Below are 15,609 nucleotides of genomic sequence, written 5' to 3' on the forward strand. Positions count from 1 at the left end.
CCGTCGCTGGAAGCCCCGTCAAGCAGGAACCTGTTCACCAGCGCCGTCGCCCAGAACGAGGAAGACACGCGGATCACCATATCCAATGCAATGGACACCATTGCCGACAGCACCGCCATCGAGAACATGGTCCCGATTCCGTAGAAAAGCCATCGCTGGAACAATTGTTTGGTCTGATCGAACAACAGACAGAGGATGAACAGTGGGCCGAAACCGATGAACAACGCCATCGCGACCTCATAGAGCAACAGCATCGAGCCAGCAGTCACCGCCGGGCCGCCCGTACCCAAGCCGATGAACCACATGGCTCGTGTCTTGTCTTCCTGCAGCCCCGGGTCATTCAGGATCTTGATTCCATCCACGCTGGACAGCGCAACCTGCATCCAGGCCAAGCTCTTGTCGATCTGCTCCTCGGGCTTCTGATCCTTCCCGGTAACGACGTGGGTGATGAGACCCTTCACGTCCTCGGTCAGGAATTCATGAAGATCCCGGCCAAACATGCCCATGCTTGTCGCTACAGCCACGATCAGTGCGGCGCGCGCCATGTTGGTCACCAAGATCATCATCGAATCGCGGCTGCGTCCGGTGACGATACGATAGCCCTGAATGAGGACCCACAAGGTCATGAGGGTCAGCGCCATTCCGCCCACCCACGCCATCATGTTGTCCATGACGTCGAAGCCGAACTTGCCGATTCGCTCCCGCAGATAATCCAGGATCAGCTTGAAGAAAACGAAGTCGCCGACCGACTGGACGCGCGCCACGTGCCCCATCAAATCCTGGAATCCGCCCGAAAAATCAAAGTTGGCAATCGACCTGATCGTCATACCCACATTCCCTTGGTGATACCGCTATCGCTTGAGGCGCCCCGTAGGGACTCGAACCTCAGGTGCTTCATTCCACGCATCAGTCGATGGACAACGCCGTCTTCAGCGCTGCTGTCTTGACCAGGTCACTGATGACGGTCTTGGTTGGATCGCCCTTGAGCGCAGACTGGGCCACGACCTTCTGATTGGCCTCCATCACATCGATGTAGGCGTCGTATGCCTTGATCCGGGCTTCAAAGTTCTTGATCGTTGCGTTCATTTCATTCGCAGTACGCATCGAGTCGTTCGCCACTGCGTTCATGTCACCGAGCCGATTGCTACCAAAACGCAACTGGGCGATGTCATCCATGCTCTTCAGGAACGCAGGCCCGGTCGTCTGCATGAAGTAAACCGCATCGTTGTATTTGCGATTCTGCATCATGCGGATGTTCACGCAGATCTGCGTCTGCTGGCTCTTCCAGTCGCCCTTTGAATTGAAAATGATGTTGGGCAGCATGTCCTTCAAATCTGCGCCGGTGCCACAGGTTTCAGCGACCAGGTACTTGGGCGAAACGGGCGTCAGCTGTGCAGCGGAAGGAAGACCGAAGTTGTTGACGATACCCTGCACCTGAACCAGCATCTCGCCATACTCCTTGATGGTCTGGTTCCAGTCCTGAAGCCACTGTGTATTTTCTCTGACGAACTGGGTCTTCTCCTGCACCTTGGACTGCAGGGTATTGAACTGGTTCCAGATGTGCTGCATCAGCGCTGGACCGGTTTCCTGCACCGGACCAAATGCCCCAGCATTGGTGGCAGACAGCGCCAAGGCAACACCCAGCACTTTGGCCACCGGCTTGAGTACCTTGCGGGCGCTGGCCCGACGCTTGACGATGTTCATGGCAAAACTCCTGTTGTTCAGATTGACATCCACTTGCCTGTCTCCTGCTTGCGCTGCCGTCAGGCAGCGTCGGAACGGGGTTCCTTCCCCGAACCCTTCCGGTTCTTGTAGAAATCTTCCAACCACTGTTCCGGCGTGAGCTCGTCCACGGTGATCCGATTGCGGACTGCAGCGGTCTGCAACACCCGATGCATGATGTCGATGTTGTCGGTCGAGGCCGAGATCACCGACAGGATGTCGTCCATCCCACGCAGGTTGAGCTGGCAGACGCTGGACGCATGGCCCTGCTTGACCAGGAAGCAGCGCGAGCGCTCGTCCAGGGCGGTAACCACCCTGAACTCGGCCTCGGTCAGCTTCAGGCCATCCATGTAGTCGCTCTTGCTGGCATTCGGGTTCGGCAGCAGGATCAGCGTGGCGGTCTGTTCGATCAGCGCGGCGGAGATATCACTCTTCAGCGCGTCCTCCGGGCTCTGCGTTGCGAAGATGCCGAGACCATTCTGCTTACGGATGGTCTTCTGCTTGTTCTTCGCGAATTCCTTCAGGCCACCCTCGCCATCCAGGATCTTCCAGAACTCGTCCATCACGTAGATCAGCGGACGACCATCGATCAACGACTCCAGGCGGTGCAGCAGGTAATTGATGACCGGCACGCGCACTTCGGGATTGTCGATGATGTCGGTGTAGTCGAAGCCGATGATGTTGGCCTTGCTCAGATCAACGGTGTCGACCGGATTGTCGAAGACCCAGCCCAGCGAGTTGCCCGAGGTCCAGCGGCGCATGCGCGCATAGAGCCCATCGTCGCCCATATTGGGCAGGCTCTTCTGGAAGTTGGTCATGCTGCGCAGGTGCATCGGCGTATCGAGCATGCTTTCCACTGCGCGGTAGATGTCCTCTTCTTCGCGCGCACTGTACTCACGCTTGCCGGCCAGTACCTTGATCAGGTCGGCCAGGAACTGCACGTTGGATTCATTGTTCTCGCACTGGAACGGGTTGAACCCGGTCGGCGCGCCGTTCTCCAGGGCCAGATAGTTACCACCGCAGGCGCGGACGAAAATCTCAGCACCACGGTCCTTGTCGAAGAAGAAGATGGTCGGTGACGGCTCGTACTTCTGAACCTGGCTGAGCAGGAAGTTGATCAGCGCGGTCTTACCGGTACCGGACTTACCAATCACCATGGTGTTGGCGATCGCCTTCTCGCCCAGCGAGTTCTCCGACGGATGGGTCGCGTGGAAATTGAAGTAGTACGGCTGGCCGTTGGTGGTCTGCAGCGTGGTGACGCAGTCGCCCCACGGGTTGTTGTGCTGCTTGCCGGTCGCGAAGTTGTGCAGCGGCGACAGGCCCAGGAAGTTCAGCGAGCTGACATTGGCCAGGCGGGTGCGGTAGCGCCAGTTGGCCGGCAGCTGCGAATAGAAGGACGAGGTAACCGCCAGGTCTTCCTTGGTCGACACGAAACCGGCATTGGACAGCTCGGCGCGCGTCGTGGCCACGTTCTGCGACAGCTTGGCCTGGCTGTCGCCGTAGACTGCCATGATGAAGTGGTACTCGCCCAGCACGAAATTACCCGACGACAGCTGATCCATCGCCTGGTCCAGCTCGACGATCTGGCTGACTGCCTTGTCACCGGAGGAGATCATCATGCCCTTGGTGCGGTCGAGCACCTTGAGTGCGTCCTGACGCCCCATCGGGCTGAACGAATGGGTGATGACGTACTCGTAGTCCAGGTACTTCAGGCCGTTGAGGATGCCCGGGTAAGTCCCCTCGGCATACTCCTTGATATTCAGGATGGCGCCGAAGTGGTTGGCACCATTGGGGGTATTGATGACGAAGTCACCGGTCTTGGACGAGAACATGTGCCGGCTGACCGGCAGGTAGTCCTTGATTGGTGCCGACAGCACCGGGACCGGCTCGTCAATGCGATTGATCAGGTAGCCGAACAGCTCCAGCGTTTCAGAGAACACCACGCCGTTCTTTGCCTCGTACATTCCCAGGCGGTACGGCGCATAGTCGCGGATGACGGCCTCGACGTTGCCGGCCAGCTCCATCAACTTTTCTACTGCCTGCTCCTGCTCGGCGCGCAGCTTGTCCACGTTCGCCGACTTCTCGACGAAGCGCTTACCCGCCACCACGGGGCGGTAGATCATGGTCAGATACAGCTCGTTCTGCATGATGCGCTGTGAGGACAACATGCCCATGTACTGATCGGACACATCCTGGTTGAAGCGCTGCTTGTAGTTGCTCTTGCCCTTCAGGGTGCGGCGACGACGGATGTCATGCACCCAGAACGCCACGTTCACGAAATCGGGTGCGCGCAGCGTCTGCAGCAGGCGGTTGAACGTGTTGTGGCGATGCTCCAGCTCCCACTCCTCGCGGCCGACGAACGGCAGCCCTTCCAGATGCCAGGTCAGCAGGTAGTCGCCGCCCGTGGTCTTGACCACGTTCGGGGAGACATGCGACGACAACGGGATGAACTCACTGATGGAGGTGTCAGGGCTGAACATACGACTGCTTCCAAAGAGGTAGTGCCAAGGAGTTACAAAAGACCCGGCGGGCGCGGACGCCCGCCAGGCCGGATCCGGACCTCAATCCATTCGGGCCGGCTTGTCGCGGTAATGGTTGGGGTTGAACACCCACATACCATCGTGTTCCTGCACGTTGCGGACTTTCAGCTTGAACATCAGGCGCAGGCCCAACAGGCGGAAGATCATTTCGTCACGCTTGGCCATCTGTCGCATGATGAAGACCGCCACCGGAATGGTGAGCAGGAACCAGAAGTTCGTGTACATGCTGAGCAGCAGCAACCCGCCTGCCACCATGAAAAATGGCAGATAGGGCACGCCCAGGAACATTGCTGGGCGCGTGCAGCCGCGGAACACGACGTTCTTATGCACTGTAGTACTGGATCGCGTTGTTGATCAGGTAGTAGGTGCTGCTGCCGCCACCGCACTTGCCGTCGCTGCCGTCACCCAGCAGCATGCGCGCGATCTGGCCCGCAGCGCCGATCAGCACGCCGCCGATCAGGATCGGTGCAACGTCGGCGATGCGCTTGTGCGCGAAGGCGATCTGATAACCGGCGAAGATCACCGCGATGGTGACCACGGCGATCGAGGCGATGTTCAGCAGGCCGTTGATGTTATTGAAGAAGCCGCACACCTTCTTGTCGGTGCCGCCGAAGTCGACGGCACCGTTGGCGAAGACCTGCGGGGCGAACATGGCGCCGACGAAGATCGTGGCCATCAGCAGGGTCTTCAGCGTGCGCTGGGCCTGGACGAGGTCGAGATTGGATCGCTTCATGGATTGATTTCCTTGTTGATGGACTAACACAACTGAATCGGCCAGCCGGGGGACTGGCCGCACCACGACTTCGTCAGAACACGAAGGCCGCATCCCCTGCGGGAATCTGCTGCACCGGTGCGGCCTGCACCGGCGCGTTGTACGAATTGTCGGCACCCGCCACAGGCCGGTTGCGCTCGCTCCAGGGCCGCAGCATCACGGGCCCCTCATTGCTGGCACCGGCAGCGCCCGGCAACTGCTGCGGCATGACCATCGCCTGCGCAGCACCCTGCTGAGGCAGCTGCTGCGGCATGCCACCGGCCTGCTGCTGGGGATAGGCGGGCCCTTGGCTGGGCTGCGCCTGGGGCTGCATCATCCTGTCCACTGAACCCAGCACCACCTTGGACAGCGCCTGGTCGGCGAGATTCAGCAGACTGCCCCGCGCCATCGCACCGGTGGACGGGTACACGACATAGGCGCGTGCGGGATCTTCCGACGGCACGTACACCGGGCCATTGGATTGTGCAACGATGCGCGCCTGCGCCGGCGAAGCGAGCTGCGGATGATGCTCGACCTTCACTGCACGGCGCTCACCGCGACTGACCACGTCGATCGGTGCGACACCATTGCTGGCAACCTGCTGGCCGCGGCGGATCGAGTCGTAGATCTTCTGCACGTAGCCGTGACGGAAGCCGGTCTCGAAATTGCCCGAGTAGTAACAGCTGAACGACTTGCCCCAGTCACCACCGGAGCGCTTGTAGCAGTCGGCGAGGATGCGCGAACCGGCCTGCAGGTTCGGGCACTGCTGGAAGGCCTTCTCGTAGGAATCCAGCCCGTATTTGCCCAGGTTGTAGCGATTGACCTGGGCCAGCCCGATCGAGAAGTTGTAGCCCTTCTCTTCCAGCATCCGTACCGTCGCAAGCGCTTCGTCCAGCGCCTTGGGCTGGCGCACCAGTGCACCGCCCACCACACCGATGGCGTAGGGATTGCGCGATGACTCGACGTTGATCACGTGCTGCATCACCTCCATCGATACGGCCATCTCCGGGCACGCCATCATTTCCAGTCCTGGCAGCATCCTTCAGCCCTCCTGCCCCTGGGCACGCCCAGGATTGAAGTCGATGCCGGTGATGTAGCGCGAACCGGCATGCGCCTTGATATGCACGACGATGTCGATGGTCATCATCAACAGCCGCTTGATCACGTTGAACTCCAGGCCCGAACCCTCGGCCGAAGCCTTCACCATCAGTGCCAGCTGGTCCCAGGTCTGTTCCGGACTGCCGGCGTGGCAGCTGGTGATCGACCCTGGGTGGCCGGACGCGCAGTTGCGGATGAAGTAGAACGCCTCGTCACCGCGCAGCTCGGCGAGGATGATGCGTTCGGGCTTCATGCGCAGGCAGGCTTCCATGCAGCTCTTGGCGCTGACATTGCTGGTGCTTTGTCCACCCTTGGAATACAGCAGGTGCACGACATTGGGTTGGGTCAGAAACAGTTCGCGCGCGTCCTCGATCGTGACCAGGCGCTCGTTGTCCGGGATATGATTGACCAACGCTTTCATGAAGGTGGTCTTGCCGCTACCGGTCGCACCGGATACCACGATGTTCTTGCGGTACATCACCGCACGCCGGAAGAACTCGGCGTATTCGCGCGAATGGCGCAGCTCCAGCAGCTCACGATCCTGCTCGCTGATGCTGCCATCGCTTTCCAGGATCTGGTTGAAGAAACCATCTTCGTGATACTGGCTGAGCGACTTGGTGTGCTTGGACGGCAAACGGATGGTGATCGACACCTTCCCCGCGTCACAGGCCGGCGGAATCACGAACTGCGCACGCTGGCCGGTGGGGAACGTGAGCGACACCACCGGATCGGCATCGGTGATGCGCTGGCCGGTGTTGCTCTCGTTCACCACTGCCGTGCAGAACTGCCGGGCCCGCTCGAACGTCAGGCTCGGCACGTCCACCCGCTGCCACCCCGCCCGGGTTTCCAGGTACAGCTCGCCGGGACGGTTGATGCAGATTTCCGTCACTTCCGGAGAAGTCATGTACTCGGCGATGCCCAGCACTTCGTACTGATAGCGCAGGAAATCGCTGGAGACGAGGGCGAGGGGTGACACTTCGGCGTCCATGATCGTTCGTTGGGTTACCGGCGGGGGTTCAGCACGTTGGTGAAGTCAACGTCCTTTGCAACGTAGACGTTCACGATCGTGCCCTGGTTGATGGTGACGGTCGGCGGACGACGCTGGCTCAGCGATTCATTGGCCAAGCGCTCCATGGTGCGTGCGGTGGCGCTCTCATAGGGCGACTGGATGGTCATGCCGTTATTCGCCACGGTAGTGGTTTCCGGACCATGCTCTGCAGCGGCGTACTTGAACGCATCCGCCAGCAGACTGATCATCAGAGCCGAGGCGATACGGCTGCCCCAGTGCGCGCTGTACTGGCCCGGATGCCCGGCGCCGCCCAGCTGATCCACGCCCGGGCTGGACATGGCCACGTCGATACCATTCGGCGTAGTGATGCGATCCCAGATCACTTCCACCCGCTTGCCGGTGGGACCGCCGCCATAGGCGCCATAGATCTTGGAGCCCTTCGGCAGCAGAAGATTGCGGCCGTTGATCGAGTACACCGGTTCGGTCAGCAGGCACGAAGTGTAGCCCGCGATATCGGTGATGATGCGGGTTTCCAGCACGCAACGCAGGTAGGTACCCCGCACCAGCAGCGCATCGGGACTGCGGATGTAGCTGGCATTGGACACGTCATCAACATCGGGGCCGCGACGAACCCGGGCCGGCGCTGCATTCTGCTGTCCACCCATCATCTGGGCCTGGAGGCGAAGGGTACGGGTCAGCTCGTCTTCCTGGCCCCCCTGCCCATCACCGCCCGCGCTGTCGCCAGCACCAACGAAGCCGTTCCCCGACGCTCCCATCCGGCGCTCGGCGAGCGTCGGACCCCGCGGGGCTTCGCGCTCGCTCATGCTGAAGGCCGGTTCTGCGCGAGTAGGCCCGGACGGCGGCGGCGGCAGCATCGGAATCGGGTCAACGGGCTGCATCGCCTGGGACGGAACCGGATCCGTCTGCACAGCGTCCGGCAGCGTCGGCGTGGACACACGCGCGACTTCCGGCACCTTCTGTGCAGCGTCCTTGTCATCCTGGCCCTTGCGGAACAGCAGGAAGCCCATGGCCACCAACAGCAACACGATGCCACCGAGGAACAGCAGCGCCTTCCGGTTCAGCCGCTGCTCTTCGGCCGAGCGCAGCTGCGGCGCGGCCGCGTCCAGATCCGGCGCCGGCTCGGCCTGGGCCGTGCCGAAGTAAGGATTCGACGGCGCGTCCGCGGCACCCTGTGCGCCGTACGGGCTCTGGCTCTCGTCGCGTCCGTTGTTCGGGTCGTTTCCGGGAGTGTTCTGCTGGCTCATTTCTTCACGTTCCTTCGCAGGCCGACGACGAAGTCGCCGTGGCGGATGACCAGGTACGGGTAGGTCCCGTGCACGATCAGCGTATTGCCTTCAACCGTGGTGTTGACCACAAAGTCTTCACCGTATTCCGTTTCGCGACCAAACACGGCCGGGAAGATGCCGGTCTTGTACTCCGGCGAGTTCGGCAGTTTCAGGTAGGTGAAACGGCCATCGTCATAGGCGTTGACCGGGATCAGCCACCCCATCTTCTTCGCCTTGCTGGTCGAATAGGAGTAGTTGAAGTTGTACTGGCGGTCCTTGGCCAGTTCCGAACTCAACAGCGGTTTGGCCTCTTCCTCCACCGCTTCCTGGGCGACACCGAACACGGTGTCGTTGGGATAGACGAAGGCGATCTTGTACTGCACGCCTGCACGACGGGCCTGCTCCAGCTGGCGCCAGTCGGTGGCCACCACCTTCAGTTCGAAGATGTAGGAATGGGTCTCGGTGCGCACCATCATGTTGGTGTCGACGTCGACGTTCTTCGGCTTGAGGTAGAACACGTTCTCGCGACGGGTCAGTTCCCAGCCGCTGCTGAAGCCGGTGCTGTAGTCGAGGATCTTCTCGTTCGGACTCAACTCGATCTGGGTGGTCAGGCCCAGGCCGGTGCGAACCGGGTAGATACGGTCCTTCTCGTACTCGTAGTGGTCAACCGCCTGCGCCATCGCCGCTGCTGAGAACAGCAACGACAACATCGACAGCAGCGCCAGCGCGCTTCCCCTGATATTTCGACTACTCATCGGTTGCTTGCTCCATCAGCAGTTCCGGTGGAATTGTTCTGCGCCGGCCTCATGGCCGGCTGTCCGGGCATGGCCTGCCCCGGCATTGCTTGCCCCTGCACCGGCTGACCCGGCATCGGTTGGCCCGGTACAGGCTGTCCCGGCATTGCCTGGCCCGGTACCTGGCCGTTGGCTGGCACCGCGACCGGCTGGCCGGTGGCCGGGTCGATCATGGTGGCCGCGGCCGGATTGTTGGGATCGTAGACACCCTGTGCCTGCTGAGCAGCCTGTGCGGCCTGCTGCGCCTGCGCCTGCATGGCGCCGTCATCCGGCACCGGCACGCCACGCGAATAGTCGTTGTCGACGCGGTACTCGGTGACCTGGAAGGCCAGCGGATTGAGGATGCGATCCTGTTCGGACAACGCCAGGTTCTGGTTGTACTCGAAGCGCATCGTCACCAGCTGGTTGTCCAGGTAGGTAGAGACGCCGGTGCGCTTGTCCAGCAGGCTGCGCTGGATGCGCACCGAAGCGCCGCGGAAGCTGCCGTTCGGCTCGGCCCCCAGTGGCGTGATGCTGAGGATCTTGACCCGGATGGCGCGCTCGCGACCGTACATCACGAACGGGTTCTGCGGGTTGTTGCCGGCATAGCGGACACGCATGGACTGCGCCACCGGATCGGTGGACATCACGAACACCAGTTCCCAGTCACGCAGGCCCATCACCGCCGAGTCGTACGATTCGCGGGCGAGCACGTACTGGGCGACGTTGCTGCGATTGATCGCTTCGTTGGTGGTGATCGTCTCGCCCTGGAAGGTGCCACTCAACCGCGCGACGGTCGCCGTACCCGTGTAGGCATCGGCCATCACCAGGAACGGCACCTTCTCCTTCAGCGGCAGCATGTAGTAGTAGCCGCCCGCCAGTGCGAGCGACATCAGCAACGAGCCTGTGGCGACCCACCATGCGCGCCGCTCGCTGCGGCGTGCCATGTCGGCCACGGTGATCTCGTAGCTGACCGCCTTGGCGACCGACTGCTCGACCTTGGGACTATTGCCGGGATCCTTCTTGCGGAACATGGATTCTTCCGTACTGCTGAAACATCAATGGGCGTGGCACCCCTCCGACAGGCGCGGGGAGCGGCACGTTCGATGATTTCGAGGTGGACTCAGGTGCCGCTGTTGGAATCAGCGCCCTGTGCCGACGCGGTCGGCGTCGAGCCAGCGCTCTGCACAACGATCTGGTTGCCAACGATGGAGACGGAGATGCCCTGCGCTGCGTAGGCCGCCGTCAGATCGATCACGGCCTGCTGAGCGTTGGTGGTGTCGATGTTGGAGACCGCGCCGTACAGGGTGAAGTCCGAGCTCAGGCGGTAATCCAGCGTGCGTCCGGAATCCTTGGCCCAGCGCTCGAGCATGGCTTTGAGCGTGCCATCCATCGGCGAGGCCTGGTAGACGTAACTGGAGTACAGCGGGATCTCGGTGGTTGCCGCAGCAAAGCGGTTCACCGGCTTCCAGCGGCCTCCGAAATCGGGAGCGGACTTGGTGGCGCAACCGGCCACCATCAACGCCGCCACTGCGGCGATGGACATTTTCGCGATAAACGCCTGATTCATACGGGCTTCACTTTGACGTACGAAAAAGCAGTCCCGAGCATTGGTCCCCTGGTCGTCCGGCGCTGCGTCGCGCACGCCGGAATCGGAGCGACGCACTGACTGGCAGCACACCTGCTCCGGCTCCCCTGCAGCCAACGGCTGCCAACCAAGTCGCGGGGCCGCCAGACACTGCCGACGACACACCCGCATACCTCACCAACGTCGAAACCATCCTTGTTTCATGGCACAAACTCCTGGCCACCCTGCTCTACAACATCTGCCATCCATCACACATTTCTGAACGACATGCACAGGGTCGCACAACCACGCGTCAATTCCATGTCAGACAAGTCTGAAAATCCATGAACAAATGCCAAATTCTTGACCGAAATCACGAATTCACCTTCATAACTGCGAATCAAGTTCACAAATTAAGCGTCGTGAATTAGACGTTCAGCATCGGAATATCCACCTTTGGTAGCAACCGGGCGGTGAAGTAGCGATCCTTGTAGTAGCGAATCTTGTCGCATTTCACCGGATGCGGAATGCCTTCGTACAGGAACACTTCCATGTCCGGCCCCATCGCCTTCAGCTCCTGCGGCAGCATCAGCGCGCGCCGCTCCTCGGTGAAGTTGTGGGTCTTCTCGCGGGCATGGGTAACGTTCTTCTTGCGCACCGTGGTGTAGCCCAGCATGTCCGAGTAGTCGTTGGCATCCTGCTGTTCACGCGGCGCGTACAGGATCTGCAGGGCGTGGTTGGTGATGATCGTGCGCGAGACCTCCCGGCCATAGGTGGCATCGAGCTGGGACATGCTCTGGATGATCGGCAGCAGGCGGATGTTGTAGCCGGCCATGTAGGACACCGCCGAGGCGATGATCTCGACCTTGCCGATCGAGGTGAACTCGTCCATCAACAGCAGGCACTGGTACTTCAGGTCCGGGTTGGACTTGGGCAGCTCCTTGGTGTTGAGGTTGATCAGCTGGCTGAAGAACAGGTTGATGATCAGCCGGCTCTCGGCCAGCTTGTTCGGCTGGATGCCGATGTAGATGGTCATCTTCTTCTTGCGGACGTCGGTCAGCAGGAAGTCATTGCTGCTGGTGGCCTTGTCCAGCACCGGGTTGATCCAGGGATTGAGCGGCTCCTTGAAGGTGCCCAGGATCGAGGCGAAGGTCTCATCGGCCTGCGACAGCATGTTGGCGAACGCCGACCGTGCGTTGGCACTGAGGAACGGCCGCTCCGACAGGGTCTTGAGGTACTTCTTCAGGTCGGTGCCATCACCCGAGGACAACCGGTACACCGCGCCGAGCGTGGGCGTGCCGGCGCCGCCCGGGAAACCGCTGCTGCGTTCGTCGTCCCAGTTCTCGAACAGGTACAGGGTAAAGGCCATGAACGCGTTGCGTGCCTGGCTGACCCAGAACTTCTGGTCCTCGGCCCCGTCCGGATACAGCATCGCGGCGATGCTCATCAGGTCCGACACCCGGAAGGCCGGATCGTCGGAGACGTAGCTGAGCGGGTTCCAGCGGTGCGTGCGCCGGTCCTCGGCAAAGGGATTGAACAGGTAGACCTCCTGGCCCTGGCTGGCACGCCAGCCGCTGGTCAGGTCGAAGTTCTCCTGCTTGATGTCCAGCACCACCAGCGATTCGCCGTACTCCAGCAGGTTCGGGATGACCACGCCTACGCCCTTGCCCGAGCGGGTCGGCGCGGCCAGGATCACGAACTGCTGGCCGTCGAGGCGCACCAGCTTGCCGCCATGGCTGCCGACCACGATGCTCTGCCCGGTCTTCTTGAACATGCCGTGCTTGGCCAGGTCGGCGCCGGTGGCGAAGCGCGCGTCGCCGTGCAGCGAGCGCTTGTCCTTCTTCAGCAGCAGCACCAGGCCGGCCACCAGCAGCACCAGCAGCGGCAGGCCGAAGCCCACGTAGCCGGCCCATTTGATCTTGCCCACGAAAGGCGCGACCTGCGGTTGGCCGATGGCGTGGACGTACTGGTAGTAGGTGTTCCAGGTGAACAGCTGGGTGTCCAGCCCGAGGAACAGCAAGGTCAAGTAGCCGGAAAACACGAAACCAAGCAGCAGGGTCGCCAGCGTGATGATGGCGATGAGCAGATACTTCTTACTGGGCAACACCCGAATCCTCCATGATGCGCACGCGGCGCGACGGCTAGCGGTGGCGCCAGCGCGACGCCTTCTTCCGCAGGTGGTTCTCGTTTTCCAGCCCGGGCTCCTCCCCCTCTTCACGCACCAGTTGCAGCAAGCGTTGGCGCGCTTCGGCCAGTGATATCAGGTCGGTCAGACGATCCCCATCGTCGGCGACGACCGCATGGCCGACCACATCGCCCGGAGCGTACACCGGCTCGTAGGACACCGCTACCAGCTGATAGCGGCCACGGGTTTCCAGCACATGCCTGAATTCCTGCATCGCATTCCTCCTTGTCGGGGCAGCACTGTCCCCCTGCCCCGCCATCATGCCCGTCGCAGTGTCATCGGCGTATGCACAAGCGCTGCGGTTTTGCGCGAAACTGTCCGCGGATATCCAAGGAGACTGCAATGGACTGGGTAGCACTTGCACGCACGCTGGCCACCGAGGCCCACGCGGACCAGGTGGACAAAGCCGGCCAGCCTTACATCGGCCACGTGGCGCGGGTGGCAGCTGCGGTGCGCGGCGACGATGACGCCGAAGTGGTGGCCTGGCTGCATGACGTGGCCGAAGACTGCCCGGCGTTTGCCGCGCGGATCGAGGTCTTTCCCGCCCCGCTGCGGGAGGCGGTGCACCTGCTCACCCGCGACGCGGCTCCCGACGCGGACAGCTACTACGCGCGCATTGCCGCCCACCCGCTGGCACTGAAGGTGAAGCAGGCCGATCTGGAGGACAACGCCGATCCGCAGCGGCTGGCGATGCTCGACGCGGCGACGGCCGCGCGCCTGCACGGAAAGTACGCGCACGCCCGGGCAGCGCTGGGCATCTGAGCGGGCCGGGCGGCGGCGCGGTGGGCCGGCGTGTCACCGATCAAACGCTGATTTACCCTGAGTGTGGCTGCCCTTGCTGCGGTGCAGCAGTACAATGGAGGGCTCCCCGCCCCATCGCGCCCCCGCATGAGCCCCACCTCTTCCCTGGCTGCGCGGCTGACGCCCCGTCAGCGCACTCTGATCATCCTCGCCCTTTCACTGGGCGGCTTCGCCATCGGCACCAGCGAGTTCGCCAGCATGGGCCTGATGCTGGAGATCAGCCGCGGCCTGTCGATCTCCGAGACCCAGGTCGGCCACCTGATCAGCGCCTATGCCATCGGCGTGGTGGTCGGCGCGCCGATCCTCGCCTTCGTCGGTGCCAGTTTCCCGCGCCGCAAGCTGCTGCTGGCGTTGATGGGGTTCTACGCAGTGGGCAACCTCGCCAGCGCGCTGGCACCGAACTACGGCACCATGCTGGCGGCACGCTTCGTTGCCGGCCTGCCGCACGGTGCGTATTTCGGCGTGGCGATGCTGGTGGCCGCCGCGATCAGCCCCGCTGGCCAGCGGGGCCAAGCCATGTCCCGGGTTCTGCTGGGCCTGTCGATCGCGATCCTGGTCGGCAACCCGCTGACCACCTGGCTGGGCCAGCAGCTGAGCTGGCGCACCGCCTTTGCCCTGGTCAGCGTGCTGGCCATCGCCACCGTGGCGATGATCGCCCGCTTCCTGCTGCCGGATCCGGACGAAGTGCGCACCTCGCCGATGCGCGAGCTGCGCGCCTTCAACACGTCCCAGGTGTGGCTGGCGCTGGCGATCGGCGCGGTCGGCTTTGCCGGCATGTTCTGCGTGTTCACCTACCTGGCCCCCACCCTGGTGCAGGTCACCGGTGTGGCCGAATCGTGGATGCCGCTGGCGGTGGGCGTGTTCGGCATCGGCGCGATCATCGGCAACATCGCCGGTGGCTGGCTGGTGGACAGGTTCCACTTCAAGGCCGCCGCCGTGGTGCTGGTGTGGTCGATCGTGATGCTGCTGCTGTATCCGCTGGCCGCACAGTCGGTGTGGACCATCGGCCCGATGATCGTCACCGTCGGCACCATGGGCGCGCTGGCGGCGGTACTGCAGACCCGCCTGATGGACGTGGCCGGTGAAGCGCAGACGCTGGCGGCGGCCTCCAACCATGCTGCGTTCAATACTGCCAATGCGCTTGGCCCGTGGCTGGGCGGCATGGCGATCAGCGCCGGCTTCAGCCCGGCCAGCACCGGCTATGTGGGCGCGGCCACCGCCATCGGCGGCCTGCTGCTGTGGTGCGTGGCGGTGATGCTGGACAAGAAGCGCAGGACCGCCGTCGCCGGCAGCCACTGAACATTGCGCCGGATCGTCAGTCGCTGCCTCTGCGGTGACGGCGATCCGGTCGCAGCAACGCCGTATCGCCGGCCGCCAAGGTCGGCCTCGCCAGTTCCCCACGCTTTACGCGCTCGAGCACCCGCCGCGAATTGGCCGCGCAGTCAATGCCGTCCGGCCGCGCCTGGATGTCCTGGATCAGCGCCAGCAGGTGCGCCCGGCTGTGCGCCAACCGTACCTGCAGCGCCTCGATATCGGCCACCTTCTGCTGCAGACTCGAGATCAGCGCATCGTGCTGCCACTGGCCCAGGTGCGGCGGCAGCAGGGCACGGATCTCTTCCAGGCTGAAGCCGGCGCGCTGCGCGCCGGTGATCAGCTCCAGCAGCAGCACCGCCTGCTCCGGGTAGTCGCGGTAGCCGTTGGACTGTCGCGGCACCACCAGCAGCCCAGCTTCTTCATAGAAGCGGATGCGCGAGGCCACCAGACCCGTGCGGCGGGCCAGCTCACCAATCTTCATCTGTATGAATCCTCGGCACCCAGGCCTGTTGACCTTCAATCAAGCTTGAAGGTTAGCGTAGCGTCATTCCCCTGTCCTGGAG

The 15,609-nt window shown here is 62.5% G+C and carries 15 protein-coding genes and 1 pseudogene; 2 read left to right on the forward strand and 14 right to left on the reverse strand.

The window, feature by feature from the left end:
* From AC5P9I_RS00005 to AC5P9I_RS00065, 13 genes and pseudogenes are all read right to left on the reverse strand, one after another.
* Positions 1-827 (reverse strand): TrbL/VirB6 family protein (locus AC5P9I_RS00005; RefSeq protein WP_495217333.1); only part of this gene is annotated, 827 nt, incomplete at its 3' end.
* 79 nt (positions 828-906) lie between these two features.
* Entirely contained in the window at positions 907-1,704 is a 798-nt protein-coding gene (locus AC5P9I_RS00010; protein ID WP_019660287.1) for a hypothetical protein, read from the reverse strand.
* Positions 1,705-1,763: 59 nt separating this feature from the next.
* On the reverse strand, positions 1,764-4,202 hold the full coding sequence (locus AC5P9I_RS00015; RefSeq protein ID WP_049471356.1) for a VirB4 family type IV secretion/conjugal transfer ATPase: 2,439 nt from the start codon (positions 4,200-4,202) through the stop codon (positions 1,764-1,766).
* Positions 4,203-4,283: 81 nt separating this feature from the next.
* Positions 4,284-4,592, reverse strand: coding sequence for a VirB3 family type IV secretion system protein (locus AC5P9I_RS00020; protein WP_019660289.1), 309 nt, complete (start codon positions 4,590-4,592; stop codon positions 4,284-4,286).
* Complete coding sequence (locus AC5P9I_RS00025) at positions 4,585-4,995, reverse strand: TrbC/VirB2 family protein (RefSeq protein ID WP_019660290.1); 411 nt, start codon at positions 4,993-4,995, stop codon at positions 4,585-4,587. Before AC5P9I_RS00025 ends, AC5P9I_RS00020 begins: the two co-directional genes overlap by 8 nt.
* Positions 4,996-5,574: 579 nt before the next feature.
* Positions 5,575-6,052 (reverse strand): annotated as a pseudogene (locus AC5P9I_RS00030) (lytic transglycosylase domain-containing protein); the annotation flags it as partial.
* A gap of 3 nt (positions 6,053-6,055) precedes the next feature.
* The gene (gene virB11 / locus AC5P9I_RS00035; RefSeq protein WP_049471359.1) at positions 6,056-7,099 is read right to left on the reverse strand and encodes a P-type DNA transfer ATPase VirB11; all 1,044 of its coding nucleotides are present in this window, start codon (positions 7,097-7,099) and stop codon (positions 6,056-6,058) included.
* Between the two features lie 14 nt (positions 7,100-7,113).
* Positions 7,114-8,385, reverse strand: a complete 1,272-nt coding sequence (locus tag AC5P9I_RS00040; RefSeq protein WP_019660293.1) for a TrbI/VirB10 family protein — start codon at positions 8,383-8,385, stop codon at positions 7,114-7,116.
* Positions 8,382-9,161 (reverse strand): TrbG/VirB9 family P-type conjugative transfer protein, encoded by a 780-nt coding sequence (locus AC5P9I_RS00045; RefSeq protein WP_032954280.1) that lies wholly within the window; start codon positions 9,159-9,161, stop codon positions 8,382-8,384. Before AC5P9I_RS00045 ends, AC5P9I_RS00040 begins: the two co-directional genes overlap by 4 nt.
* Positions 9,158-10,213, reverse strand: coding sequence for a VirB8 family type IV secretion system protein (locus AC5P9I_RS00050; protein ID WP_049471360.1), 1,056 nt, complete (start codon positions 10,211-10,213; stop codon positions 9,158-9,160). Before AC5P9I_RS00050 ends, AC5P9I_RS00045 begins: the two co-directional genes overlap by 4 nt.
* Positions 10,214-10,302: 89 nt before the next feature.
* Positions 10,303-10,749 (reverse strand): hypothetical protein, encoded by a 447-nt coding sequence (locus AC5P9I_RS00055; RefSeq protein ID WP_012480646.1) that lies wholly within the window; start codon positions 10,747-10,749, stop codon positions 10,303-10,305.
* A 424-nt stretch (positions 10,750-11,173) separates the two neighbouring features.
* Complete coding sequence (locus AC5P9I_RS00060) at positions 11,174-12,853, reverse strand: type IV secretory system conjugative DNA transfer family protein (RefSeq protein WP_049471361.1); 1,680 nt, start codon at positions 12,851-12,853, stop codon at positions 11,174-11,176.
* 34 nt (positions 12,854-12,887) lie between these two features.
* The gene (locus AC5P9I_RS00065) at positions 12,888-13,145 is read right to left on the reverse strand and encodes a hypothetical protein (protein ID WP_005417248.1); all 258 of its coding nucleotides are present in this window, start codon (positions 13,143-13,145) and stop codon (positions 12,888-12,890) included.
* 128 nt (positions 13,146-13,273) lie between these two features.
* Here AC5P9I_RS00065 and AC5P9I_RS00070 point away from each other — a divergent pair, with 128 nt between their 5' ends.
* Both AC5P9I_RS00070 and AC5P9I_RS00075 read left to right on the forward strand, forming a co-directional pair.
* Positions 13,274-13,693, forward strand: coding sequence for an HD domain-containing protein (locus AC5P9I_RS00070; RefSeq protein ID WP_049471363.1), 420 nt, complete (start codon positions 13,274-13,276; stop codon positions 13,691-13,693).
* A gap of 126 nt (positions 13,694-13,819) precedes the next feature.
* Complete coding sequence (locus tag AC5P9I_RS00075) at positions 13,820-15,031, forward strand: MFS transporter (protein WP_049471364.1); 1,212 nt, start codon at positions 13,820-13,822, stop codon at positions 15,029-15,031.
* Positions 15,032-15,047: 16 nt separating this feature from the next.
* Here the strand turns inward: AC5P9I_RS00075 and AC5P9I_RS00080 are convergent, their stop codons facing one another.
* Positions 15,048-15,527: a MerR family transcriptional regulator gene (locus AC5P9I_RS00080; RefSeq protein WP_049471366.1), complete on the reverse strand. Its 480-nt coding sequence runs from the start codon at positions 15,525-15,527 to the stop codon at positions 15,048-15,050.
* Positions 15,528-15,609 lie beyond the last annotated feature (82 nt).

Source organism: Stenotrophomonas sp. YJH_SMC_29 (assembly GCF_059371235.1).

Bases quoted from the DNA above. Each gene is read 5' to 3' on its own strand.
- AC5P9I_RS00045 (WP_032954280.1), bottom strand. From the start codon at position 9,161: ATGAGTAGTCGAAATATCAGGGGAAGCGCGCTGGCGCTGCTGTCGATG.
- AC5P9I_RS00070 (WP_049471363.1), top strand. From the start codon at position 13,274: ATGGACTGGGTAGCACTTGCACGCACGCTGGCCACCGAGGCCCACGCG.
- AC5P9I_RS00055 (WP_012480646.1), bottom strand. From the start codon at position 10,749: ATGAATCAGGCGTTTATCGCGAAAATGTCCATCGCCGCAGTGGCGGCG.
- AC5P9I_RS00010 (WP_019660287.1), bottom strand. From the start codon at position 1,704: ATGAACATCGTCAAGCGTCGGGCCAGCGCCCGCAAGGTACTCAAGCCG.
- AC5P9I_RS00050 (WP_049471360.1), bottom strand. From the start codon at position 10,213: ATGTTCCGCAAGAAGGATCCCGGCAATAGTCCCAAGGTCGAGCAGTCG.
- AC5P9I_RS00080 (WP_049471366.1), bottom strand. From the start codon at position 15,527: ATGAAGATTGGTGAGCTGGCCCGCCGCACGGGTCTGGTGGCCTCGCGC.
- AC5P9I_RS00040 (WP_019660293.1), bottom strand. From the start codon at position 8,385: ATGAGCCAGCAGAACACTCCCGGAAACGACCCGAACAACGGACGCGAC.
- AC5P9I_RS00015 (WP_049471356.1), bottom strand. From the start codon at position 4,202: ATGTTCAGCCCTGACACCTCCATCAGTGAGTTCATCCCGTTGTCGTCG.
- virB11 (WP_049471359.1), bottom strand. From the start codon at position 7,099: ATGGACGCCGAAGTGTCACCCCTCGCCCTCGTCTCCAGCGATTTCCTG.
- AC5P9I_RS00075 (WP_049471364.1), top strand. From the start codon at position 13,820: ATGAGCCCCACCTCTTCCCTGGCTGCGCGGCTGACGCCCCGTCAGCGC.
- AC5P9I_RS00065 (WP_005417248.1), bottom strand. From the start codon at position 13,145: ATGCAGGAATTCAGGCATGTGCTGGAAACCCGTGGCCGCTATCAGCTG.
- AC5P9I_RS00025 (WP_019660290.1), bottom strand. From the start codon at position 4,995: ATGAAGCGATCCAATCTCGACCTCGTCCAGGCCCAGCGCACGCTGAAG.